20 protein-coding genes are annotated in these 23,502 nt (G+C 52.4%); 10 read left to right on the top strand and 10 right to left on the bottom strand.

The genetic code is table 11. From position 1 onward, the window contains the following. The first annotated feature begins 19 nt into the window (after window positions 1-19). The gene (locus AB1E22_RS16010) at window positions 20-589 is read left to right on the top strand and encodes a DedA family protein (protein ID WP_367596223.1); all 570 of its coding nucleotides are present in this window, start codon (window positions 20-22) and stop codon (window positions 587-589) included. Here AB1E22_RS16010 and AB1E22_RS16005 read toward each other — a convergent pair. From AB1E22_RS16005 to AB1E22_RS15995, 3 genes are all read right to left on the bottom strand, one after another. Then, the gene (locus AB1E22_RS16005) at window positions 586-1,359 is read right to left on the bottom strand and encodes an SDR family oxidoreductase (protein ID WP_367596222.1); all 774 of its coding nucleotides are present in this window, start codon (window positions 1,357-1,359) and stop codon (window positions 586-588) included. The two genes, AB1E22_RS16010 and AB1E22_RS16005, sit on opposite strands and share 4 nt — an antisense overlap. A 65-nt stretch (window positions 1,360-1,424) precedes the next feature. Continuing rightward, a complete protein-coding gene (gene mdtQ / locus AB1E22_RS16000; protein WP_367596221.1) occupies window positions 1,425-2,870 on the bottom strand; it encodes a multidrug resistance outer membrane protein MdtQ in 1,446 nt (481 codons plus the stop codon). 209 nt (window positions 2,871-3,079) lie between these two features. Further along, entirely contained in the window at window positions 3,080-3,901 is an 822-nt protein-coding gene (locus AB1E22_RS15995) for a helix-turn-helix domain-containing protein (protein ID WP_437178388.1), read from the bottom strand. Window positions 3,902-4,114: 213 nt separating this feature from the next. On the opposite strand from AB1E22_RS15995, the gene AB1E22_RS15990 reads away from it, so the two are divergent. From AB1E22_RS15990 to AB1E22_RS15970, 5 genes are all read left to right on the top strand, one after another. Continuing rightward, window positions 4,115-5,689 carry a sugar hydrolase gene (locus AB1E22_RS15990; protein ID WP_367596218.1) on the top strand — a complete coding sequence of 525 codons (1,575 nt, stop codon included), beginning with the start codon at window positions 4,115-4,117 and terminating at the stop codon, window positions 5,687-5,689. Between the two features lie 24 nt (window positions 5,690-5,713). After that, complete coding sequence (locus tag AB1E22_RS15985; protein ID WP_367596217.1) at window positions 5,714-7,087, top strand: glycoside-pentoside-hexuronide (GPH):cation symporter; 1,374 nt, start codon at window positions 5,714-5,716, stop codon at window positions 7,085-7,087. Between the two features lie 38 nt (window positions 7,088-7,125). Beyond that, the gene (locus tag AB1E22_RS15980; protein WP_367596216.1) at window positions 7,126-7,863 is read left to right on the top strand and encodes a class I SAM-dependent methyltransferase; all 738 of its coding nucleotides are present in this window, start codon (window positions 7,126-7,128) and stop codon (window positions 7,861-7,863) included. Window positions 7,864-7,968: 105 nt separating this feature from the next. Further along, window positions 7,969-8,052: a small membrane protein YohP gene (yohP, locus tag AB1E22_RS15975; RefSeq protein WP_072009412.1), complete on the top strand. Its 84-nt coding sequence runs from the start codon at window positions 7,969-7,971 to the stop codon at window positions 8,050-8,052. Window positions 8,053-8,162: 110 nt separating this feature from the next. Then, a complete protein-coding gene (locus AB1E22_RS15970; RefSeq protein ID WP_367596215.1) occupies window positions 8,163-9,116 on the top strand; it encodes a LysR family transcriptional regulator in 954 nt (317 codons plus the stop codon). Between the two features lie 69 nt (window positions 9,117-9,185). Here the strand turns inward: AB1E22_RS15970 and AB1E22_RS15965 are convergent, their stop codons facing one another. The 7 genes from AB1E22_RS15965 to rhlE all read right to left on the bottom strand — a co-directional run bounded on the left by AB1E22_RS15965 (window position 9,186) and on the right by rhlE (window position 18,696). Next, the gene (locus AB1E22_RS15965; protein ID WP_367596214.1) at window positions 9,186-10,580 is read right to left on the bottom strand and encodes a glycoside hydrolase family 1 protein; all 1,395 of its coding nucleotides are present in this window, start codon (window positions 10,578-10,580) and stop codon (window positions 9,186-9,188) included. A gap of 15 nt (window positions 10,581-10,595) precedes the next feature. After that, window positions 10,596-12,455 (bottom strand): PTS beta-glucoside transporter subunit IIABC, encoded by a 1,860-nt coding sequence (bglF, locus tag AB1E22_RS15960; protein WP_367596213.1) that lies wholly within the window; start codon window positions 12,453-12,455, stop codon window positions 10,596-10,598. A 152-nt stretch (window positions 12,456-12,607) separates the two neighbouring features. Continuing rightward, a complete protein-coding gene (bglG, locus tag AB1E22_RS15955) occupies window positions 12,608-13,447 on the bottom strand; it encodes a transcriptional antiterminator BglG (RefSeq protein ID WP_367596212.1) in 840 nt (279 codons plus the stop codon). A 159-nt stretch (window positions 13,448-13,606) separates the two neighbouring features. Next, the gene (gene surE, locus AB1E22_RS15950; protein WP_367596211.1) at window positions 13,607-14,494 is read right to left on the bottom strand and encodes a 5'/3'-nucleotidase SurE; all 888 of its coding nucleotides are present in this window, start codon (window positions 14,492-14,494) and stop codon (window positions 13,607-13,609) included. 23 nt (window positions 14,495-14,517) lie between these two features. Next, window positions 14,518-15,843, bottom strand: coding sequence for an OprD family outer membrane porin (locus AB1E22_RS15945; protein ID WP_367596210.1), 1,326 nt, complete (start codon window positions 15,841-15,843; stop codon window positions 14,518-14,520). 435 nt (window positions 15,844-16,278) lie between these two features. Next, a complete protein-coding gene (gene dusC / locus AB1E22_RS15940) occupies window positions 16,279-17,211 on the bottom strand; it encodes a tRNA dihydrouridine(16) synthase DusC (RefSeq protein ID WP_367596209.1) in 933 nt (310 codons plus the stop codon). Between the two features lie 120 nt (window positions 17,212-17,331). Continuing rightward, entirely contained in the window at window positions 17,332-18,696 is a 1,365-nt protein-coding gene (gene rhlE / locus AB1E22_RS15935; RefSeq protein WP_367596208.1) for an ATP-dependent RNA helicase RhlE, read from the bottom strand. A 250-nt stretch (window positions 18,697-18,946) separates the two neighbouring features. Here rhlE and cecR point away from each other — a divergent pair, with 250 nt between their 5' ends. From cecR to AB1E22_RS15915, 4 genes are read left to right on the top strand one after another with little or no spacing between them, the layout of a single operon-like run. Next, window positions 18,947-19,642, top strand: a complete 696-nt coding sequence (cecR, locus tag AB1E22_RS15930; RefSeq protein ID WP_367596207.1) for a transcriptional regulator CecR — start codon at window positions 18,947-18,949, stop codon at window positions 19,640-19,642. Then, window positions 19,632-20,630: a secretion protein HlyD gene (hlyD, locus tag AB1E22_RS15925; RefSeq protein WP_367596206.1), complete on the top strand. Its 999-nt coding sequence runs from the start codon at window positions 19,632-19,634 to the stop codon at window positions 20,628-20,630. Before cecR ends, hlyD begins: the two co-directional genes overlap by 11 nt. After that, window positions 20,623-22,371, top strand: coding sequence for an ATP-binding cassette domain-containing protein (locus AB1E22_RS15920; protein ID WP_367596205.1), 1,749 nt, complete (start codon window positions 20,623-20,625; stop codon window positions 22,369-22,371). The genes hlyD and AB1E22_RS15920 overlap by 8 nt, the downstream gene beginning before the upstream one ends. Further along, entirely contained in the window at window positions 22,358-23,497 is a 1,140-nt protein-coding gene (locus AB1E22_RS15915; protein ID WP_367596203.1) for an ABC transporter permease, read from the top strand. The genes AB1E22_RS15920 and AB1E22_RS15915 overlap by 14 nt, the downstream gene beginning before the upstream one ends. Window positions 23,498-23,502 lie beyond the last annotated feature (5 nt).

The raw sequence follows: 23,502 nt of genomic DNA, 5'->3' as shown, positions 1-23,502 counted from the left end.
AGGAGTTACAGTATTCGTTGTGGATATTAATAATCTGATTGAGCATTACGGCTATGGCGCACTGCTGCTTGGCAGCATGGCCGAAGGGGAGACGGTGACGCTGCTGGGAGGCGTTGCCGCGCACCAGGGGCTGCTGAAATATCCGTTGGTGATTCTTTCTGTGGCACTGGGCGGGATGATTGGCGATCAGCTTCTCTATCTGATTGGCCGACGCTACGGGGAAGCCATTCTTGAGCGTTTTAAAAAGCACCGTAAGAAAATCATCAAAGCACAAAAACTGATTCAGCGTCATCCGTATTGGTTTGTGATCGGCTCACGTTTTATGTACGGCTTTCGTATTATCGGGCCTATTTTGATCGGTGCCAGTCGCCTGCCCCCCAAAATCTTTCTGCCGCTAAATATCCTTGGCGCAGTGATTTGGGCCTCACTCTTTACCACCCTGGGTTACGTTGGCGGCGAAGTCGTTGGCCCATGGTTACATAACCTGGACCAACATATTAAGCACTGGATTTGGCTGGTGGGCGTGGTTGCCCTGGTGTGGCTGGTGCGTTATTGGTTCAGGCACCGGGAAAGCAAGCAGCAGGATTAACCTTTGGGTTTGAAATGCGGGTTAGCAAACATAAAGCCGCCGTCAACGATAAACGACTGCCCGGTGGTGTAGCTCGCGCTGTCTGAACACAGCCAGGCGACCAGGCTGGCAATTTCTTCTGTCTCCCCGGCTCGCCCTAACGGGATTTCAGGGATTTTGCTTTTCGCACCGTCGCCTTCATTCATGTTGTTCATTGGGGTTGCGACAGCGCCGGGCGCTACGGCATTCACCAGAATTTTGTGATGCACCAGTTCCATCGCCATCGATTTAGTCAGGCCTCCTAACGCGTGTTTTGCCGCGGTATAGGCGCAGGCTTCCGGCAGCGGGGTATGCTCGTGAACGGACGTAATATTGACAATGCGCCCGCCCTGCCCCTGGGAAACCATCGCTCGCGCCACTTTTTGCGAGCATAAAAACGCGCCATCTACGTCCACGGTAAAAAGCTCACGCCACTCTTCGAGCGTCACATCAAGGAAAGGATGTTTGCTCATCGCCCCGGCGTTATTGACCAGCGCATCTACGCGCCCGAAGCGGCTAATCAACTCATCAATACCCGCCGCACCGTCAGGGAGATGGGCCAGGTCGAGTTGAACACTTTCGGCGCGCCGCCCCAGGGTTCTGACCTCTCGCGCGGTTTCTTCGGCCCCCTGCTCGTCGGAATGCCAGGTAATGCCGATGTCATAACCCTGTTCAGCCAGAATCAGCGCACATTTTTTACCAATACCTGAATCCGATGCCGTTACGATCGCTACTTTGTTCGCCGCACTCATCACCACCACCTGACTATATTATGACCGAAACATAATTATAGGAGGTGGTGAGAGATGCGCGTTAACTACGCTTTTCCTGCCTGATAGCCGCCACCCAAGGCAGAGATCAACTGCACGTCTGCATTAAGCCACTTGCCGTGAAGTTGAATCGCTTTCGCCTGCTCTGATAAATCCGGAAGCGTCGCAGCACTCAGGCGCGCCCCTGAAATCAGGCCCGCATTGAAACGAGCCTGCGCCAGCGCTTTGAGTTTTTGCGTACCTTTTAAAACGGTGAGTTGGTGCTGGTTTTCTGCCGCAACGGCATTCAACTGGCTGGCAGCTTTTTCCACATCATTCACCGCGTCCACCACCGCTTTGTTATAGCTGGCAATCGATAAATTACTTTCTGCGCGCACGATATCGAGATTCGCATTCAGGCGGCCACTGTCGAAAACAGGCAGCGTAAGGCCCGCGACAATGCCCATTTGCTGGGCTGAGCCACGAAACAGATCGCTCAGATGCAGGGCGTCATTTTGCAAAAATGCGCTGAGGTTAACGTCCGGATAAAACGCCGCTTTTGCCGCATCAACCTGACTTAGGGATGATTCGATGTACCAGTGCGCTTCCTGGAGATCCGGGCGACGAGCGAGCAGCCCATAACCCATTTGGTCTGGTACCCGGCTATGCACTTGTGCAAGCGGGGCACGTTTAATGTTGGAGGCGGCACGAGCGTTGCCGGTCATTGCCGCGAGCTGCGCTTTGGCGATGTTGATCCGCCCGTCGATGTCATCCAACTGCTGCTGGGTTTTCACATAATCAATATTGATTTCTACATCATCGACCGAGGAATTAATGCCGTTTTCATAAAGCAGGGCTTCAACATTAACAATCTTCTTTTGCGCCGCCAGCGTTTGCTGTTTCACCTCTTTTAACGCCAGCAACGTTTGCACATCCCAGTACAGGCGCACCACATTGGCAGAAATCATCTGCTGCACCTGCGCCAGCTCTGCCTGTTTCGCCCGTATGACGCCCACTCTCGCTTCTACTTGTGCGCGATTTTTGCCCCACAGATCTAAATCCCAACCGGCTGTCAGACCAAAATTACCGTTGGTGTAGTACGGCCCCGTGGTGCCCGCTGCCGGATCGGTCAACGCAAACGGCCCCATCACCCCTTCCGCAGACATTTTCTGGCGCTCTACGTTTGCGGAAAAATCCATCTGCGGGCCATCATTGGCCTCCTGCATCCGAGTTTGCGCCTGCGCGAGTTTAATGCGCTGCTGCACGATAGCGAGATCAGGCGAGTCTTTAAGCGCGTGTGCCACAAGCTGGTCTATCTGGCTGTCGTGATAGCTGCGCCACCAGTCACTGCCCGGCCAACCGTGAGCCAGTTCAGGAGGAAGTTGAGTTTCAAGCCGTTGTGGCAGCGTTTTTTGCGCGAGAGGCGCATCATCATGATGCATTGGCGCGCAGGCGGATAAAGTGAGCATTATTGCGGCGGTAACCGGCGCAAGCAGGAAGCGAGAGGGAATCATAATGAGCCACAGAGTAAAAGAAAGCGCTGAGATTACGGATTTCAAAAATGAAAGGTTTAGGTATCAGTGGGAAAACATACATGGAGACAAAATGAAATATCTGTAAAAATATTCACCAATAAAATTAATAGATTACAAAAAATACACCGAATGAATAACCCGCGCAAAACAGCCCCACTCTTCCCCATACCTGAATTTTAAACTTAGCGCTAACCCGCCCGTTTTCGCTCCACGCTCGGGGTGACGCCGAACACTTTTTTATACGATGTGGTGAAGTGATTGCTGTTGCTAAAACCGCAAAGATAGGCGACTTCGGTGATTGTCATATCCGTCTCTTTCAGTTTTACACGCGCGGAAACCAGCCTTAATCTTTTGAGGTAATTTTCCGGGGTGAGCCCTGTGACTTCTTTGATATGGCGCGAGGCGGTGCGCTGCGTTAAATGAAACTGATGAGCCATTTGCTGCCAGTCTATTTCGTTAAAACAGTTTTCCTGTAAATAGCTGAGGAGTTTATGCAGTTTATAGCGCGTGGTGCTGTATTCAGCTTGCGACTGCGCGTAAAGGATAGTGGTCACTAAATTAAAAAAGAGCGACTCTCTTAGCGCCACGTTGGCAACGGTAGACATCTCTTCACAAAAGATTTGGCTAATCAGCCGTTTGCACTGAGCTTTTGTCTCAGGGGTAAGCCAGCCATAATTCGCCGCACGGTTACCCGTAAGAGTGCCTAATAATTCGTCTATTTGAGCCAAATAGATAAACCCAACCTGCGGATTAATTAAAATATTAATGAGCTTTAACGTACCCAGTTCATCGTAGAAATGAACATCGTTAACGTTAATAAAAAAGACGTCGCCTTGCTGAATAAAAACCGGCTTGCCGTTAATAACATGCAGGCCGTGCCCTTCTTCAACAATGACTAATTCCTGAAAGCTATGACTATGCTCGCAGTTATTGTCCTCAGGGTCGCTGGTATAGAGAGACAGCTTGGTTTGCTCATCGGGAAAATACTGACTAACTTCTAATTTATTCACCATCGCACTCACTTAACACCCACCCGTCCGGATCTGTCGGCAAAATAAAACACTTCCAACCAAATAACGATCCCGATTTTTCGATTTGTGATCGCCAACATCAGTACCCCACTGAAAATGCCAGACGCTAACAATTAGTGGCAGCCTGAGAATAGCTCGCTAAAAGACTCCCGCCCTAAACTCAGCTTATTGCTTCATCATCAAGGACCCGGTATGTCACAGGCATTGCAGCAAAATCAACATCTCAACATGGTTCGCCATCCGCAAATGTTAGCCCGGGCCGAGGAGATTGCCCCTGAACTTTATCACCGCGATATTTTCCCGCAGGCGATAGTCAGTGCACAAAAAGACGAGCAGAAAATTCACGGCTGGCGGCCAGAGAGGGTAAATACCGCAGCGGGTTTTCTTCAGCAAGAGTTTGCCCAGGGTGAGCATGTCATTATTGATTTTGGTGAGCATTGCGTGGGTTATCTGGAGTTTGCCTGCGAATCGGTTGGCAGCCCGCCCGACGCCCCTGCGCATCTACAGTTTATTTTCGGTGAAACACTCGCGGAAGTGGTTGAGCCCTTTTCAGACTACAGCGGATGGCTGAGCAGTAGCTGGCTACAACAACAAGACTGCTATTTAGACGAATTGCCGCACCGTATGCGCCTGCCGCGCCGCTATTGCTGCCGCTATTTGCGAATTAACATCGTCGCGTTATCACGCAAATTTCGGCTGCGTTTCACCTCGTTAAAGCTTGATACCGTAACGTCGGCATCCCTCGTCGCACTGCCGCAGTGCCAAACTATGGACCACCCGCTCAAACGCATTGATGAAGTGGCGATCCACACCTTAAAAAACTGTATGCAGGAAGTGTTTGAAGATGGACCCAAGCGGGACCGTCGTTTGTGGCTCGGAGATCTACGTCTTCAGGCGTTGGTCAACGATGTCACCGTGAAAAATTACCCTCTGGTGAAACGCTGTTTGTATCTCTTCGCAGCCATGACGCGTGAAGATGGCATGCTTTCAGCCAATATTTTTGTAAAACCGCAGGTCATCGCAGACGACACGTTCCTGTTTGATTACGCCCTATTTTTTGTCGATGTTCTGCAAGATTACGCCGCCGCAACCCATGACCGCCAAACGCTGGCTGAACTGTGGCCGGTTGCCTGGCAGCAAATCGAAATAGCCCTGGCACGCGTGGGCGAAAACGGCATCGTACGGGACAGCAGCGACTGGTGGTCGTTTATCGACTGGCATGAAGATCTCAACAAACAGGCGGCATCCCAGGGCGTACTTATTTACTGCCTCAATAAAGCGTTAATGCTGGCAAGGCTTTACGACACCGGTAAAGTCGCCTTCCTGGAAGAGCAGATATCTTCCCTTAAAACCGCCTCACTGCGCGAACTTTGGGATGCACAAAGCGGCTTTTTCACCAGCGGGGAATCCCGGCAAATTTCCTGTGCTTCGCAAGTCTGGCTGGTACTGGCAGATGTCGGGACAGTCGAAAGCCAGCAACAACTGTTAGTGCGCCTCAAAAGCCACCCGCCAGAAATTCAGATGAACACACCCTACATGATGCATCATTACGTTGCGGCGTTATTACATGTGAATGAGATAGAGCAAGCCACCGAAGAGATTAAAGGTTATTGGGGGGCGATGGTGGAACACGGAGCCGATACCTTCTGGGAACTTTTCGACCCACAGCGGCCTGATTTTTCCCCCTATGGCAGCAAGCTCATCAACAGTTATTGCCACGCCTGGAGCTGTACGCCTTCGTGGTTCATTAGAAAGTACCTCCTCTAAAACAACAACGTCGAGAACCTACTTATGTCTACCTCAACTCTTTGGCGGCAGCGCTTTGGCTACGGGATTGCGGACTTGTCCTGCAACCTCGTCTGGCAAATGATCTCGTTGTATCTGATGTACTTTTATACCGATGTGATGGGCCTTCCCGCCTATTACGTTGGGCTGATGTTCCTGGTGGCCCGTCTGGTTGATGGCGTGGCGGATGTGCTGATGGGCCTGGTGATAGATAACACCAGCACGCGCTGGGGCCGCTGCCGCCCGTACTTGCTGATTGGCGCAGTGCCGTTCGGTTTGCTGTGCGTGCTGGCATTCTACGTTCCGGATTTTGGGACCACGGGCCGCCTTATTTACGCCTTTATCACCTACCTGTGCCTGTCGTTCCTGTACACCATCGTAAACATCCCGTTTTGCGCGATGCTGCCTTTCCTGACCAGTGAGTCAAAAGAGCGTACGACCCTCTCTACGGTACGCATCTTGCTGGGTTCGCTGGGATCGACGATTGTTGCCGTCGCCACTTTACCGCTGGTAAAAACCCTCGGTCAGGGGAATCAGGAGCACGGTTTCTTATATACAGCGATGGTGTTTGGGGCTGTTGCCACCTTCTTTTTGCTGATCAGTTTTCGCAATGTAGAAGAGAAAATTAACATTACCTCTGAGCCGATGACGTTAAAGCGCGCCTGGATAAGCCTGCGCAATAACCCGCCGTGGTTTGTTTTTGCGGTGAATATTTTCCTGATGTGGGGAGCCTTTTTCTTCCAGACGGGTGCCCTGGTTTACTTCTTTAATTACTACGTCGGGAACACCGAGCTCACCGCGCTGGTTGCCGGGATTTCCACCTTCGTTCCGCTTCTCGGCACGCTTACGGTTCCCCTGCTGGCAAAGCGCATGAAAAAACGCCACGTCTATCTTGTCGCTTCCTCCATCAATTTGATCGGCATGGCTGTGATGATCTTTGCGGGCATTAACGTTATTGGGCTGGTCGTCGGCGCGGTGATTTTATCGTTAGGCGCCGGGCAACGGACCGCGATTTACTTCTCGATGCAGGCCGATCCCGTGGATTATGGCGTGTGGAAAACCGGGATTAATACCGCTGGAATATTAACCTCCATCAACGGTTTTCTTGGCAAAGTGGCAATGGCCGGTGCGGGCGCAATAACCGGAATTATGCTTTCGGCGAGCGGCTATGTAGCGAACCACGCACAAAGCGTTGATGCCCTGTTCGCCATCAAAGCCTGCTACCTGTATATCCCGGCCGCGCTGATCGTGGTTTCGATGTTGTGGATAGGTAAGTTTTACCGTCTCGACGACCATTACGAAAAAATACGTGCCGATTTAGACGCAGGGATAGCGCCTCAGGAGAGCACGTTACTTTCTTCAGAAAAACTATTTAACTAAACTGCTTGTGTCAGTTCGAGGATTACCAAGGAGTTGCAATGACACAGAATATCTATGATAACCCTGCATTTTTTGAAGGATACGCCACGCTCGACCGATCAATCAAAGGGCTGGACGGCGCGCCAGAGTGGGCAGCCATGCAAACGCTGCTGCCCGCTTTAACCGGTAAAACCGTCGTTGATTTAGGCTGCGGATACGGCTGGTTTTGCCGCTACGCCCGCGACCAGGGGGCAGCACATGTTCTCGGGCTTGATGTCTCGGTAAAAATGCTGGAAAAAGCGCAGGAGATGACCACGGGTGCAGGCATCGTTTATCAGCGTGAGGATCTCGAACAGTTGCATCTGAACGCGCAAAGCGTCGATCTGTTCTATAGCTCTTTGGCGCTGCATTATCTGGAAAATATCGACGCGCTCTTCGCAACGCTTTATCAGGCGCTGACACCGGGCGGCATGCTGGTCTTTTCAGCAGAACATCCCATCTATACCGCGCCGCTAAAACAGGGTTGGCTTGCGGATCAGACCGGGCAAAAATCCTGGCCGGTCAATCACTATCAGCAGGAAGGCGAGCGCATCAGCAACTGGTTTGCCGACGGCGTAAAAAAACAGCATCGTAAACTTTCAAGCTGGATAAATGCGCTGATAGCCTGCGGGTTTGTTATCAAAAAACTGGATGAATGGGGGCCAGACGCGGAGCAAATTGCCCGGAATCCGGCACTGGATGAAGAAAAAGAGCGCCCGATGATTTTCCTGCTGACCGCACGTAAACCGTTAATCTGATTACCTGTAATTAATCTCAATTTGCGTTTATGGGGAGGCCACTCCCCCCATTTTTTGTTTCCTTGCCTATACTAATAAAACTGCGATAACAGACAGGGAGCATCAATGAAAATTATTCTATGGGCGGTTTTAATCATCTTTATTATTGGCTTACTGGTCGTTACCGGCGTGTTCAAAATGATCTTCTGATGACTGTGGGTGCCACGCTTGTGGCACCCCTTTTAATTTTACGAAAGTCAGCTCAACTTGCGGAAAACAGTGGTGAGGCATTATTATCACTCCAGGTGATTGGAGAAATAATGACTATCAAAGAAAATGATTTCCGCAAAATCGATCTCAATCTGTTGATTGCTTTTGCCGTGTTGTTTCGCGAACAGAGCGTTTCGCTGGCGGCAGATAAACTGCATTTAGGCCAACCCGCCGTAAGTGGTTCCCTTTCACGTTTGCGCGAAATGTTTGACGATCCGCTCTTTATTCGCAGCGGGCACCGCATGCAACCTACCGCCCGTGCAACGGAACTGCATACCGAACTGATGCCATTACTTGAGCAGCTACAAAGTGCGCTGTTCCAGCAGGCAGAATTTAACCCCGCCAGTGCGAAAGCGACCATCACCATCGGCATGACCGATTGGATGGAAATGTGGCTGATGCCACGTTTGATTCCTGAATTAGCTAAACATGCTCCGGGTGTGCGCCTGAACGTAGCCGCAAGCGATCCATTTACTGACGCACAGCGCCTTGAAGGCGGCGAGCTGGATATGGCGCTCAGCGTGGCAAACCTTTCAGCCCGCTGGATGGAACGTGAGCTTCTGACGAGAATGGAGTTTCTCACACTCTGGCATCCCTCGCAGTTACCGCTCGACGCGCCTGTGTCTGCTGAAGTGTATGCCGCGCAACAGCATGTGGTGGTGAGCTACCGCGAAGCCACCAGCAGCCATATCGATACCCTGTTAGCCAAACAAGGGCTGAAACGGGATATAGGCTATTCCACGCCGCATTTTTCTGCGTTACCCGGTTTGTTAAGCAGGATGCCTGCGCTTGCAACGGTGCCGCAGGGGGTTTGTGAGAACTGGCAGGAGATTTGGGGATTACGTAGCAGTCCCGTCCCGCTGGGGATGGCTCCGCTTGAAGTGGCGTTACTGTGGCATCAGCGCCACAGCAGTGATGCGGCGCTGATGTGGGTGCGTGGGTTTATTGGGCGTTTGGTGGGACCCCACCCCAACCCTCCCCTTAACCAGGGGAGGGAGCAATAACATTTCCCTGTTAAGCCTCTCCTCCTGGCAAGGGGGAGGCTGGGTGGGGGTCTACGAGCTAATAAAAACTCAGCGCTTCAAACTCGCCCCATTACTGCCAATCACTTCCTTATACCAGTTGAAACTTTTCTTACGAGAACGCGCCAGTGTTCCGTTGCCCTGGTCATCGCGATCGACATAAATAAAGCCGTAACGCTTAGAGAGCTCCGCTTTCGAGGCACTCACGAGATCAATCGGCCCCCAACTGGTGTAGCCCAGCACGTCGACGCCATCTTCAATCGCTTCGCCAACCTGCACTAAGTGATCGTTAAGATAGCTGATGCGGTAGTCATCATGCACCGTGCCGTCCGCCTCCAGTTTATCCTTCGCGCCTAACCCATTTTCAACAATAAACAGTGGCTTTTGATAACGATCCCACAGCATGTTAAGCAGAATACGCAGGCCGATTGGGTCAATTTGCCAGCCCCATTCGGAGCTTGCCAGATGCGGATTGGGTACCATATTCAAAATATTGCCGCGTGCTTTGGCATTCAGTTCTTCATCTGCGGTGACGCAGCCAGACATGTAATAGCTGAACGAGATAAAGTCGATGGTCGCTTTCAGCGCTTCGCGGTCGCTGTCGGAAATTTCCAGCTTAATATCGTTGTCGCGGAAATAGCGCAGCATATAGCCCGGATATTCACCCCGGCATTGCACGTCGCCAAAGAACAGCCAGTGACGGTTTTCTTGCAAGGTTTCGAGCACATCTTCCGGCTTGCAGCTCAGGGGATACATCAGCCCGCCCAGCAACATATTGCCGATTCGCGCATCCGGGATGATTTCGTGGCAGGCTTTGACCGCCAGCGCACTCGCCACCAGTTGATGGTGAATCGCCTGGTAAATTTCGGCTTTGCTGCTGTCCTCAGAAAGCCCCACGCCCGTCATCGGCGCATGCAGCGACATATTGATTTCATTAAACGTCAGCCACAATTTCACTTTATTCTTAAAGCGCGTAAACACGCTGCGAGCGTAGCGTTCAAAGAAAGTGATGACGTCACGGCTGCCCCAGCCGCCGTAGTTTTTGACCAGTCCCCACGGCATTTCGTAGTGAGACAGCGTCACCATCGGCGTGATGTTATGCTTTGCGAGTTCATCAAACAGACGGTCGTAATAGGCAAGGCCCGCTTCGTTAGGCTGCATTTCATCGCCATTCGGGAAGATACGCGTCCAGGCGATAGAAACCCGTAGGCAGCTAAATCCCATTTCCGCAAACAGCGCGATGTCTTCCGGGTAACGGTGGTAGAAATCAATGGCGACATCTTTAATGCCAAAATCGCCCGATTTGCGCTCCACTACGTCACCAAATACGCCATGGGGTTGAACGTCGGATGTTGAAATCCCTTTCCCGTCTTCCTGCCATGCACCTTCAACCTGATTTGCAGCAATCGCGCCGCCCCATAGAAACGTCTCAGGAAATGCTTTCATCTACTTCTCCTTTATTTAGCGGCTTACCGTCAGGAACGGCATACCCGAATCAACTGAAAGTTTATTTGTCATACGCTTAACGGCGGTGTAATCGTCGCTATTGCTGATAATCACGGGCGTTGCCAGATCGTAACCCGCATCCAGAATGGCCTGGCGATCAAACTCGATCAGCAGATCGCCCGGCTTAATTTTGTCCCCGACTTTCACGTGGGCGGTGAAGAATTGCCCGTCCAGTTTTACGGTATCAATCCCGATATGAATCAACATTTCGATACCGCTATCGCTGAGTAAGCCAATGGCATGGCGCGTCTGGAACAGCGAAGCCACTTCACCATAAAACGGTGCGATAACTTTCCCGGTGAGGGGAATGATTGCCGCGCCCTCACCTAACAAGCCGCTTGCAAACGTGGAATCAGGAACCTGATTCATCGCCAGAACCGTTCCGCTCATCGGCGCCAGAATTTCATTTTCTTGTACTTTAGCCATTTCCGGCATCTCGGTTTCGCTGCGCGGTAATCCGGCAATACAGGTCAGTACGCAAGACAGCACCAGCGCGATAAGCGTGCCGATGACCGCCCCCCAAACGCTGGCATCTATTCCACCCGGAGGAATCATCTGCGCGATGGTAAAGATGTTAGCGAAGCCAAACGAATAGACATTGCTGTGGCTGAACCCAACAATCGCCCCGCCAATCGCCCCAGCTACGCAGCCGAAAATAAACGGGCGACGGTTAGGTAGCGTGACGCCATAAACCGCAGGCTCGGTAATACCAAAGATTCCGGCGCTGACCGCCGATCCCGCCAGCATTTTCAGACGCGTATCGCGGGTACGCAGGAACACGCCCAGACACGCGCCCACCTGCCCCATAATCGCCGGAAGCAGCAGCGGTAACAGTGTGTCGTGTCCAAATACCGACAAATTGTTAATCATTAGCGGCACCAGGCCCCAGTGCAGGCCAAAAATGACGCAGACCTGCCAAATCGCCCCCATAACGGCACCCGCGAGCCACGGCGCAAAGGCATAAATCGCCTGATAACCAAGGGCCAACATATGGCTCAGCCAGGTCGCCGCCGGGCCAATCAGCAGAAATGTCAGCGGGACGGTAATTGCCAGGCAAAACAGCGGCGTAAAGAAGTTACGCACCGCAGAAGGGAGCAATTTGTTACTGTGTTTTTCTACCCAGCAGCTCACCCAGGCGGCGAAAATAATTGGGATAACCGAGGAGCTGTAGTTGATAAACGTGATAGGAATGCCCAGGAAATATTCGCTTGCCGCCCCCGCCTTGCTGCTGGCGTCCAGCGCCTGCATTACCACCGGGTGCGTTAACGCCCCGCCAATCGCCATGGTAATAAATGGGTTGCCGCCAAATTTCTTACCGGCGGTATAACCGAGCACCAGCGGGAAGAAGTAAAACAGCGCGTCGCTCGCCGCAAACCAGAGTTTGTAGGTGCCGCTATCTGTAGCAAGCCAGCCGAAGACCACCGCCACCGCCAGCAAACCTTTGAGAATACCGGAGGCCGCCATTACGCCGATAAACGGAGTGAATACCGCCGAAACAATATCAATCAGGCGGCTAAGCAGGCTGACTTTTTCGCTCGTTTCTTGCGAGGATTGCGCGTTATCTTCCGTAATGCCCGCTTCGGCACACACGGCGTTGTAAACATCATGCACGTGATTGCCGATAACTACCTGAAACTGCCCGCCGCTTTCCACCACCATAATCACGCCGGGGTTCCTTTTCAGCGCCTCAGCATTGGCCTGCTTCGGGTCTTTGAGTTTGAAGCGCAGCCGTGTGGCGCAGTGGACCAGGCTTGCAATATTCTCTCGCCCACCGACATGGGTCAGAATATCTCTTGCAACGTCTTGATATCCCATCTTCTTTCCTTTCACCTTTCGGTATCTATGTCTGAGTAAGAATCAAAAAAAAACCTGAGACCGACTTCCCGTTATGGGAAACCCGTTCTCAGGTTTTGCCTGCCGAAGCAGTAACAATCCGTTTTTATCGCCCGCCTTTCGACGCGCGGTGATTAAACTTTAAGGCTCTCTTTACGCACCCGCTCAATATGAATCGCGAGGAACATAATTTCTTCTGTGGTCAATTCACGCTGATACTCGGTCACAAGATGGCGGCTAATTTTTTCAGCACAGCGCCAGGCGTGTGGGTAATTATCTTTTACCGCCGCATGCAGCGTTGCGTCATCGTCTGCGACTACATTGCGGCTCAGCATGCGTTGCGCAAAAAACTTCAGATGCGTGACAAAACGCTGATAACTCAGACTATCTTCGTCATATTCAAAGCGTAGCTGGTACTTCACAATCTGCAAAATTTCTTGCATCACACGGGTCACGTGCATCACTTCAGGCATTTCACTGTTCAACTGAGCCGTCACCAGATGCAGTGCGATAAATCCCGCTTCATCTTCTGCCAGTTGAATGTGCAGCCGTTTTTCTATGATGGCCAGCGCTTCCTCACCGAGCAAAAACTCTTTGGGGTAGAGGCGCTTAATTTCCCATAACAGCACGTTACGAATCGCCACCCCTTTCTTTTGCCGTTCGATAGCAAAATGGCAGTGGTCGGTCAGCGTAATGTAGAGGCTGTCTTGCAACTTGCCCAGACGCTGGCGCGAAAGCTCGATAATGCGATCGCAGGTGGTCATCACTTCCAGCGGGATCTGGCTCAGTAATTCCCCTAAACGCGCCACCAGTTCGTCACTTTTCAGGGCGAAAACCTTTTCGATTTTGTCCTGTTCAAGCGGCTCACCGATATGTTTCTGAAACCCCAGACCGCGTCCCATCACCACTTGCTCACGCCCGTGCTCGTCCAGAATCACCACTACGTTGTTATTGAGTATTTTGGCGATTTTCATCAGTACCCCAGAAACAAAAAAACCTGACTTCCGACCGGAGCCAGATAATCAGGTTTTGCCTGCATACGCAGTGACAATCCAATCCGATGAATGTACCAGCTTCGCCCTACTCCACAACCCACCGGTAGAAAAATCGTGATGCAGATCTCGACTTAACTCTCACCCTTTACCCTGAGAAACAACCAGGCGCTGGTATTGTTTGTCATACTCTGGCGCATTCCATTGGCCATCAAAAGGCGTCCAGGTGATATAGCCTTTATTCAGCCAGCCAGTATCGGTATCAGTCACCACCGGCTTCAGCGCATCTGCGCTCATCAACTGCTGCGCTTTACCCTCCTCCAGGATTTTCCAGGCAATTTGCGGTGCCGGATGCGGTTCATTTTTGACGATTTTTACCCCGTGAATAGCTTTTTTCGCAAGCGGCGGATAGTTGATACTTAGCCCCGACCCCACAGGCAGCAGCGGTTTTCCTGGTTGCCAGGCCGCGCCAAGTTGGCCGACCAGACTTACCACATAATCTACCGCGTCAGGCCAGTACTGATGTGTAGATGGCCATTTCGCCTTCATCTCTTCTTCAGTGAAGATGTAGCCAATACTCGCGGCAATGGCCGGGTGGCCATAGCGGACTGCGCGTGCTGCGGCAGAAACCGTTCCGGAATTGAGCTGCGCGGCGCCGGTATTTGGCCCGTCATTCACACCGGAAATCACTAAATCTGGCGGGTTATTTTTCATTAACCCGAGCAGACCAAAATCAACAGAATCCGCAGGTGTGCCGGGGAAGCAATAGCGCTTTTCCGCTATCTTTTTCACATCAAAAATTTTATTCGGCTTGAAGGTGATGGCGGACCCTACCCCGCTTTGGTTAGTCGCGGGGGCAACCATCCAGACGTCATAGCCCTTAGCGGCGAGCTTTTCCTGAAGCGAGGTAGTGCCCACCGATTCGCAGCCATCGTCATTAACGATCAGAATTCGCATTGGGCGCACTGCGCTATAAGCAATACCGCTCAGCACAGGAAGCATCAGCAAAACGAGAAGCGATTTTTTCATTGTTTTAATTCCCTGGTTATTCATCAGAACACATTAAATTTATATTCCACGCGTACCGCAGCACCGATGCCCTTTGCCCGGTGGAAAGTACGGTTATCCTCTGTTAACGATGGGGTACTCTTACTGGTTAATTTCCATGTATAACTTGGCCCAGCGCCTGCAAAAATAGTGAATCCTTTAATCATTTCCGGTGACCATAAGAAATACCCACCATATTCCCACTCTTTCAGGGAAACATCCTGGTACTCCATCCCAAATCCATAGTTGCCATAAATACCCGCCATAAATTCAGGGGAGAATTTATACTGACTGTATAAATAGATCATCTGCTCGCCGTCATTGATATAGTCGTTGCCTTCGCCATCTGCCGGGCTATTAAATGCCCCACGGGTATTTTTACCAAAGTGCCAATAGAAATACCCCAGCCCGTTATCCAGCGGCGCTTTAGTTTTTGACCAGCCGATACCCGACTCAGAACCTTCGTATTGATAACCTAATTGCAGATAGAGATGTTTCGCATCGTCGTTAAAGGCGCGGTTACCCTCCCAGTCGCTTAAACCTCGGTTGTAATAAAATACCCCTTTGGTTAATAAATTAAATTTATCCGAAAGGGGCCAACTGGCATTCGCCTCGATACCGTGGCGTAACAGATAATCTTTGGCCTCACCCACAACATAAGTAATTTTAGTGCCCTTCGCGGGGGACCAACTCGCATCACCGGTGGCAATATAATCAATCTCCTGCTGGCTGCTGAGCGTGATGAAGCGCCGTTTCTCAGGCTCGTCACGTTCAGAAAAACGAGTCACAATGCCCCCGCGCAGGGTGAAGTCATCCCAAACCGCTTCTGAGCTTATGCCTTCCCATGTGCTCGGCGTTGCGCGGCTACGGGAAGAAGTTAGGGTGCCGAACTTATACATCTCCTTCCAGCCAGCCCACAGATTGAGATGCCTGGTTTTATCCCCCCAGCGCCCTTTACCATAAAGCTGCCCGACCTTGTTAAAGCCCTCTGCGTGTCCGTTGTTATCACGCACCAGATCTCGGCCGTAAAAGGCATCGTTGGCATAGAGTTTTTCCACGCCATACCATGAGGCATCCAGACCCACGCTGTCCCACAGCCATCCGCTTTGCCAGTTTACATGCATCGCCTGAGCCCATGCGTTTTGGTCACCGACATCCTGGTCAGCACGCTGATCGGTGGTATTTAGCATCCAGACGTTCTGTAGTGTGAGATCCAGATGGCTATCTTCCAGAAACCCGCCCGTTGAATAATCCAGCGCGCTGGCGGGCGGTATAAAACTGCACCCCGCCATTAACATTAATAGAGGTATAGATTTTTTGTGTATAAGCATAATAAACATCCTGTCATTGTTATTATCTGCATTTCTGGAGAAATTTATAGGTGCGATAAAATATTATTACGGCAGTCGTTACCTATTTTTTATTGAATACAGGCGGTCACATGTATCGCTGAATACGTTCAGCGATACATAAAAAGCAAAAAAAAACCTAATCACCTGACGCAAGTCTTTAGCATCAGATGATTAGGTTTTGCCTGTTAGACAGTCACAATCCTGTTATCAACGGTTCGCAAGTTAACACTGTATTTATTAATGATCCACAGGCGATCGGGATTAATATTACGATGTGTGATTTACATCTTAAAAAAATGCAATTCAAATATCCTGGCAGATAACAGCCATATATTCATTAAACAAATAATTAACGCTAATTAATAGAATACTATCCGTTGATGTCCGGGCGCTATTTTGCCCGGAGCCATTGAACTATAAGCGCTGAATCGCCAATGCAATATCTTTCGAGGTTTTCAATGTACGGATTTCGCTGAATACATCCGTGGCCTCAATATATTCTTTACGTAAATAACCCAACCACTGTTTGATACGCGCAACGTGATACATACCGGTGTCGCCCTGCTTTTCGAGCTGGCTGTATTTTTGCAGCAGTTTGATGACGTCCGCCCAGGGCATACGCGGCTCGTTGTATTTAATCACGCGGCTTAAATTCGGTACGTTAAGTGCGCCACGGCCAATCATCACGGAATCGCAGCCCGTAGCTACCATGCACTCCTGAGCGCTTTGCCAGTCCCAGATTTCCCCGTTGGCAATCACCGGAATCGACAGGCGTTTACGGATTTCACCAATCGCCGCCCAGTTGATGCGCTCGGCTTTATAGCCATCTTCTTTAGTGCGCCCATGTACCACCAGTTCGCTGGCTCCGGCCTGTTGCACCGCATCGGCAATTTCAAACTGGCGAGAATCGCTGTCCCAACCGAGGCGAATTTTAACCGTTACCGGCAAATGGGCGGGCACCGCTTCGCGCATCGCTTTGGCTCCCCGGTAAATCAGGTCAGGATCTTTCAGGAGTGTGGCCCCACCGCCGCTGCCGTTCACCAGTTTCGACGGGCAGCCGCAGTTGAGATCAACCCCCCAGGAGCCGAGTTCTACCGCACGCGCGGCGTTTTCTGCCAGCCACTGCGGATACTGCCCAAGAAGTTGTATGCGAACCAGCGTCCCGGACGGCGTGCGGCTGTTATGCAGCAGTTCAGGGCAGATTTTATGGAAAGATTTTACCGGCAAAAGCTGATCGACCACGCGTAAAAATTCGGTGATACACAAGTCGTAGTCGTTGACCTCAGAAAGCAGTTCACGAACCAGAGAGTCGAGAACCCCTTCCATTGGTGCGAGTAGCACGCGCATAACGTTTTCCGATAAAAAAAAGAGGCGCTATGTTAGCACCTCTTTATTTGCTCTAAAACCACCCCAGAGAGCCGTTAACTCCTCCACCTGGTAAGGGGGAGGCTGGGAGGGGGTCTGATATTAGTTAGTAGCCGCAGGCTTACGCGCTGGACGACGACGCCCATTCGCACCGGCCGGTTTTGCCGCGCCATCACCCTGTGGACGTGACGGGCGACGCGGTGCACTGCTGCGATCAGAAGATGCGCCGCCGTTGCCACCACGACGTTGGCCTTGACCGCCACCGTTACCACGGCCACCGCCACGCTGCTGTTGACGACCGTTAACAATCGGTTCAGCAGGAATAGACGGATCGACTTCATACCCAGGCAGTGCCATACGCGGCACTTCGCGCTTCAGCAGACGCTCGATGTCACGCAGCAGTTTGTGTTCATCAACACAAACCAGAGACAGCGCTTCACCGGTTGCTGCCGCACGGCCAGTACGGCCAATACGGTGCACGTAATCTTCCGGTACGTTAGGCAGTTCGTAGTTCACGACGTGCGGTAACTCTTCGATATCAAGACCACGCGCCGCGATGTCCGTTGCGACCAGCACACGAATGCCGCCACTTTTGAAGTCAGCCAATGCACGAGTACGCGCGCCCTGGCTCTTGTTGCCGTGGATAGCGGCGGCGGTGATGCCGTCTTTACCCAACTGTTCTGCCAGGTGGTTCGCACCGTGTTTGGTACGGGTAAAGACCAGTACCTGCTGCCAGTTACCTTCGCCAATCATCTGCGACAGCAGTTCTCTTTTACGTTTCTTATCAACGAAATGAACGTGCTGAGTCACTTGCTCAGAAGCGGTATTACGACGCGCAACAGAGACTTCTTCCGGGTTATGCAGCAGCTTTTCAGCCAGGCCTTTAATATCATCGGAGAACGTTGCGGAGAACAGCAGGTTCTGGCGACGGGCAGGCAGTTTTGCCAGCACGCGACGGATATCGTGAATAAAGCCCATGTCCAGCATGCGGTCAGCTTCATCCAGCACCAGGATTTCCACCTGATCGAGTTTCACGGCGTTCTGGTGTTCCAGATCTAACAGACGGCCAGGGGTTGCCACCAGCACATCCACACCGCTACGCAGTCTCATCATCTGCGGGTTAATGCTCACGCCGCCGAAAACCACCAGCGAGCGGATATCTAAATATTTGCTGTAGTCACGCACGTTTTCGCCAATCTGAGCAGCCAGCTCACGGGTTGGCGTCAGGATCAGCGCGCGCACCGGGCGGCGACCTTTAGCATGCGGCTGTTTGTCTACCAGGCGCTGTAACAGCGGCAAGGTAAAGCCTGCGGTTTTGCCGGTACCGGTTTGGGCACTGGCCATCAGGTCGCGACCGCTTAAAACAACCGGAATCGCCTGACGTTGAATAGGGGTAGGCTCACGATAGCCCTGCTCTTCCACTGCACGCAGAATATCGGCGTTCAGGCCGAGAGAATCAAAAGACATAGGTACTCCAGAATCGCCCTGACCGCGAGGTGCGGTGTAGTTTCCAGGGGTTCATATGACGCCAGTCATTCTGGCGCGAGAGAGGGGCACAAACCACGGTGCCGTAAGCGGCGCAGTGTAACAGGTTTTGTGACTTTGCGCACAAATTCTATTTTTTGAAGCATTCGTCAGATAAATATGCGTACTGGACAGCAATAAATATCGCGCCTACTCTTAATCAATCGATTGATTAACTTTCTATGAGGTCGGTATGAACGCAACACCGACACCGGTCACATCCCGCGGTGAACAGGCAAAAAATACGCTTATTGCTGCCGCTCTTGCACAATTTGGCGAGTACGGATTGCACGCCACTACCCGCGACATCGCCGCCCTCGCCGGTCAAAACATTGCGGCTATTACCTACTATTTTGGCTCAAAAGAAGAGCTATATATGGCCTGCGCACAGTGGATCGCCGATTTCATCACGCATAATTTTAAGCCTCATGTCGAACACGCCGAGGCGATTCTTAACCAGCAACCGCCTGATAAAGCGAAGATTCGCGAACTCATTCATACCGCCTGCGAGCACATGATTATCCTGCTGACGGCTGACGAAACGCTAAACCTCAGCAAATTTATTTCTCGCGAACAGCTCTCCCCCACCCCGGCTTACCAGCTTATTCACGACCAGGTGATTGCCCCGATGCACGCGCATCTCACCAGTCTGGTTGGGTGTTATACCGGCAGCCCGCCGGATGATACCGCCACCATTCTTCATACCCACGCATTGCTCGGGCAGGTGTTGGCTTTCCGCCTCGGGCGAGAAACCATTCTGCTTCGCGCCGGGTGGGCAACGTTTGATAAAGAAAATGTTCAGCAAATCAGCGATGTGGTGCGCAGCCATATCGATTTCATTTTGCAGGGCTTATCGAGTGAACGAGGAAAATCCGGCAATGAAAAGTAAAAAGCCGATAGTTATCGTAGCCGTTATCGCGCTCATCGCCGCAGGCATTGCGGGCTGGGTGTGGTACGAAAATAAGCAAGATCAGGGTCTGACGCTGTATGGCAACGTCGACATTCGCACCGTGAATTTGAGCTTCCGCGTGGGAGGGCGGCTTGCGGCCTTGCAGGTGGATGAAGGCGATGCCATTAAAGCCGGTGAAACGCTGGGTGAGTTGGATCAAGGCCCTTATCAAAACGCTCTGCTTCAGGCTCAGGCAAACGTGGCTGCGGCGCAGGCCAAATTTGACCTGGTGATTGCCGGTTATCGTGACGAAGAGATCGCCCAGGCCGCCGCCCAGGTTAATCAGGCGCAGGCAGCATTCGATTACGCGCAGAATTTCTATCAGCGCCAGCAAGGTTTATGGGCCAGACGCGTGATTTCCGCTAACGAACTGGAAAATGCCCGTTCATCCAGCGATCAGGCCAAAGCGACGCTTAAAGCCGCGCGGGATAAACTCAGCCAGTACCGTACCGGTAACCGCCCGCAGGAAATAGCCCAGGCGCAAGCAAGTCTGCAACAGGCAAAAGCCCAGCTTGCCCAGGCGCAGTTAGATTTGCAGGACACCACGCTGGTTGCCCCGTCAGATGGCACGTTACTGACCCGCGCCGTGGAGCCCGGCAGCATGCTAAACGCCGGCAGCACCGTACTTACTCTCTCCCTGACGCGCCCGGTTTGGGTGCGCGCTTACGTCAGTGAAGTGAGCCTCAACCAGGCGAAACCGGGCACTGAGCTGCTGGTTTATACCGATGGTCGCCCGGATAAGGCCTATCACGGCAAAATTGGTTTTGTCTCGCCAACGGCGGAATTCACCCCGAAAACCGTTGAAACGCCTGATTTGCGTACCGATTTGGTTTACCGCCTGCGCATTATCGTGACCGATGCCGACGACGCGTTGCGCCAGGGGATGCCTGTCACCGTGAAATTCAATGATGAGAAATCACATGAATAGCCAGGAAGGCATCATTCGCCTGCAAGGGCTAATGAAACAGTTTCCAGGCCAGGAAAAACCGGCGGTGGCGAGTCTTGATTGTGAGATTCGTACCGGGGCGGTGACGGGGCTGGTTGGCCCGGATGGCGCGGGGAAAACCACGCTAATGCGTATGCTGGCGGGATTGCTGAAACCCACCGAAGGATCGGCAAACGTCATTGGCCTCGATCCGGTGGAAGACGATCGGGCTTTACACGCCGTTCTGGGATACATGCCGCAAAAATTTGGCCTGTATGAAGATTTAACGGTGATGGAAAACCTGACGCTGTACGCCGATTTACGCAGCGTCACAGGGGCCGAGCGCGAAGCCACCTTTAAGCGGCTGCTGGAATTTACCGCTCTCGGCCCGTTTACCACGCGCCTTGCAGGGAAACTATCCGGCGGGATGAAACAAAAACTCGGTCTCGCCTGCACCCTGGTCGGTCAACCCAAAGTCTTGTTGCTTGATGAACCGGGCGTCGGCGTTGACCCGATTTCACGCCGCGAGCTGTGGCAAATGGTGCATGAGCTGGCCGGTGACGGCATGCTGATTCTCTGGAGCACCTCATATCTCGACGAAGCCGAGCAGTGCCGCGACGTGCTGCTGCTGAACGAGGGCGAGCTGTTATATCAAGGCGCACCAAAAGAGCTGACTCAGCAAATGGCGGGCCGCTCGCTGCTGGTGAGCCACAATGATGAAAATAACCGCAAGCTGCTGCAACGGGCGCTGAAATTACCGCAGGTGAGCGACGGCGTGATTCAGGGGCGTTCGGTGCGCCTGATCCTCGCCAAAGCGTCGTCGGTTGAAGATCTCGCGCACGCGCTCAATGTGCCGCAAGAAAGCCTCGCACAGACTGAACCCCGCTTTGAAGATGCGTTTATCGATCTGCTGGGGGGCGCGGCTACGCAAGAATCTCCTCTGGGGAAAATTCTGCATACCGTTGAAGGCACGCAAGGCGAAACGGTTATCAGAGCCGAAGCGTTGACCAAAAAATTTGGCGATTTCGCGGCAACCGACAACGTTAATTTTACCGTCCAGCGCGGGGAGATTTTTGGCCTACTAGGGCCAAACGGCGCGGGTAAATCCACCACGTTTAAAATGATGTGTGGATTACTGGTGCCCACGTCCGGTAAAGCGTTAGTGCTGGATATGGACTTAAAAACCAGTTCAGGCAAAGCGCGTCAGCATCTGGGTTATATGGCGCAAAAATTTTCGCTCTACGGCAACCTGACCGTGGCGCAAAACCTGCGATTTTTCTCCGGCGTCTACGGCCTGCGCGGCAAAGCACAGGACGAGAAAATTAACCGCATGAGCGAAGCCTTTAACCTGCAACCGATTATGAACAGTGCCACAGACGCGCTGCCGCTCGGGTTTAAGCAGCGCCTGGCGCTGGCCTGCTCGCTAATGCACGAGCCCGATATTCTCTTTCTTGATGAACCGACTTCCGGCGTTGACCCGATTACGCGCCGTGAATTTTGGCTGCACATTAATAGCATGGTGGAAAAAGGCGTGACCGTTATGGTGACCACGCACTTTATGGATGAAGCGGAATACTGCGACCGCATTGGGCTGGTGTATCGCGGCAAACTCATCGCCAGCGGCACGCCGGACGACCTGAAAGAGCAGGCGGCCGACGACAAACAAACCGACCCGACGATGGAGCAGGCTTTTATCACGCTGATTCATCAATGGGATAAGGAACACGAGCATGAGCGAACATAACCAGGCCGTCTCGTGGCGGCGCATGCGCGCCCTGTGCGTGAAAGAAACACGCCAGATTGTGCGCGACCCAAGCAGTTGGCTGATTGCCGTGGTGATCCCCCTGCTGCTGCTGTTTATTTTTGGGTATGGCATTAACCTCGACTCCAGCCGCCTGCGCGTGGGCGTGTTGCTGGAACAGCAAAGCGAAGAGGCGCTGGATTTCGCCCACACGATTACCGCCTCGCCTTACATTGACCCAACCATCAGCGATAACCGCCAGCATCTGATTCAGTTAATGCAGGCGGGGAAAATTCGCGGCCTGGTGGTGATCCCCTCAGATTTTGCACAAAACATGGCGCGAGCCGGAGCGACGGCACCCGTGCAGGTCATTACCGACGGCAGCGAGCCGAATACCGCCAACTTTGTGCAGGGTTACATGGAGGGGATCTGGCAAATCTGGCAGCAACAGCGGGCGGAAGACCGGGGCGAAAAATTTGAGCCATTAATCGACGTGCAGCTACGGTACTGGTTTAACCCCGCCGCCATCAGCCAGCATTTTATTATTCCCGGTGCCGTGACCATTATCATGACGGTGATCGGTGCGATTCTGACCTCGCTTGTGGTCGCCCGCGAGTGGGAGCGCGGCACCATGGAAGCGCTGCTCTCCACGCAGGTGACGCGCACCGAACTGCTGCTGTGTAAGCTGCTGCCCTATTACGTATTGGGCATGCTGGCGATGCTGCTGTGTATGCTGGTGTCGGTGTTTATTCTCGGCGTGCCCTATCGCGGTTCGCTGCTGATTTTATTCTTTATCACCAGCCTGTTTTTACTCAGCACGCTCGGTATGGGGCTGCTGATTTCAACGATTACCCGCAACCAGTTTAATGCCGCCCAGGTGGCGCTGAATGCGGCGTTCTTGCCGTCGATTATGCTGTCCGGATTTATCTTCCAGATTGACAGCATGCCCGCGATTATCCGCGCGGTGACTTATATTATTCCGGCGCGTTATTTCGTCAGCACGCTGCAAAGCCTGTTTCTGGCGGGGAATATTACGACCGTGCTTGTGATCAACACTTTGTTTTTGATTGCCTCGGCGGTGATGTTTATCGGCCTGACGGCGCTGAAAACCAAACGTCGTCTTGATTAAGGGAA

This window comes from Buttiauxella gaviniae, assembly GCF_040786275.1.
Lineage (GTDB): Bacteria > Pseudomonadota > Gammaproteobacteria > Enterobacterales > Enterobacteriaceae > Buttiauxella > Buttiauxella gaviniae_A.
Note: the sequence above shows the minus strand (reverse complement) of the source record. Positions and strands in the feature narration are given on the sequence as shown.

Excerpts from the sequence above, each read along its gene's own strand:
- AB1E22_RS15985 (WP_367596217.1), top strand. The coding sequence starts at position 5,714 with ATGTCTACCTCAACTCTTTGGCGGCAGCGCTTTGGCTACGGGATTGCG.
- hlyD (WP_367596206.1), top strand. The coding sequence starts at position 19,632 with ATGAAAAGTAAAAAGCCGATAGTTATCGTAGCCGTTATCGCGCTCATC.
- bglG (WP_367596212.1), bottom strand. The coding sequence starts at position 13,447 with ATGAAAATCGCCAAAATACTCAATAACAACGTAGTGGTGATTCTGGAC.
- rhlE (WP_367596208.1), bottom strand. The coding sequence starts at position 18,696 with ATGTCTTTTGATTCTCTCGGCCTGAACGCCGATATTCTGCGTGCAGTG.
- yohP (WP_072009412.1), top strand. The coding sequence starts at position 7,969 with ATGAAAATTATTCTATGGGCGGTTTTAATCATCTTTATTATTGGCTTA.
- mdtQ (WP_367596221.1), bottom strand. The coding sequence starts at position 2,870 with ATGATTCCCTCTCGCTTCCTGCTTGCGCCGGTTACCGCCGCAATAATG.
- AB1E22_RS15920 (WP_367596205.1), top strand. The coding sequence starts at position 20,623 with ATGAATAGCCAGGAAGGCATCATTCGCCTGCAAGGGCTAATGAAACAG.
- AB1E22_RS15970 (WP_367596215.1), top strand. The coding sequence starts at position 8,163 with ATGACTATCAAAGAAAATGATTTCCGCAAAATCGATCTCAATCTGTTG.
- cecR (WP_367596207.1), top strand. The coding sequence starts at position 18,947 with ATGAACGCAACACCGACACCGGTCACATCCCGCGGTGAACAGGCAAAA.
- AB1E22_RS16005 (WP_367596222.1), bottom strand. The coding sequence starts at position 1,359 with ATGAGTGCGGCGAACAAAGTAGCGATCGTAACGGCATCGGATTCAGGT.
- AB1E22_RS15980 (WP_367596216.1), top strand. The coding sequence starts at position 7,126 with ATGACACAGAATATCTATGATAACCCTGCATTTTTTGAAGGATACGCC.
- AB1E22_RS15990 (WP_367596218.1), top strand. The coding sequence starts at position 4,115 with ATGTCACAGGCATTGCAGCAAAATCAACATCTCAACATGGTTCGCCAT.
- surE (WP_367596211.1), bottom strand. The coding sequence starts at position 14,494 with ATGAAAAAATCGCTTCTCGTTTTGCTGATGCTTCCTGTGCTGAGCGGT.
- bglF (WP_367596213.1), bottom strand. The coding sequence starts at position 12,455 with ATGGGATATCAAGACGTTGCAAGAGATATTCTGACCCATGTCGGTGGG.
- AB1E22_RS15945 (WP_367596210.1), bottom strand. The coding sequence starts at position 15,843 with ATGCTTATACACAAAAAATCTATACCTCTATTAATGTTAATGGCGGGG.
- AB1E22_RS15965 (WP_367596214.1), bottom strand. The coding sequence starts at position 10,580 with ATGAAAGCATTTCCTGAGACGTTTCTATGGGGCGGCGCGATTGCTGCA.
- dusC (WP_367596209.1), bottom strand. The coding sequence starts at position 17,211 with ATGCGCGTGCTACTCGCACCAATGGAAGGGGTTCTCGACTCTCTGGTT.
- AB1E22_RS15915 (WP_367596203.1), top strand. The coding sequence starts at position 22,358 with ATGAGCGAACATAACCAGGCCGTCTCGTGGCGGCGCATGCGCGCCCTG.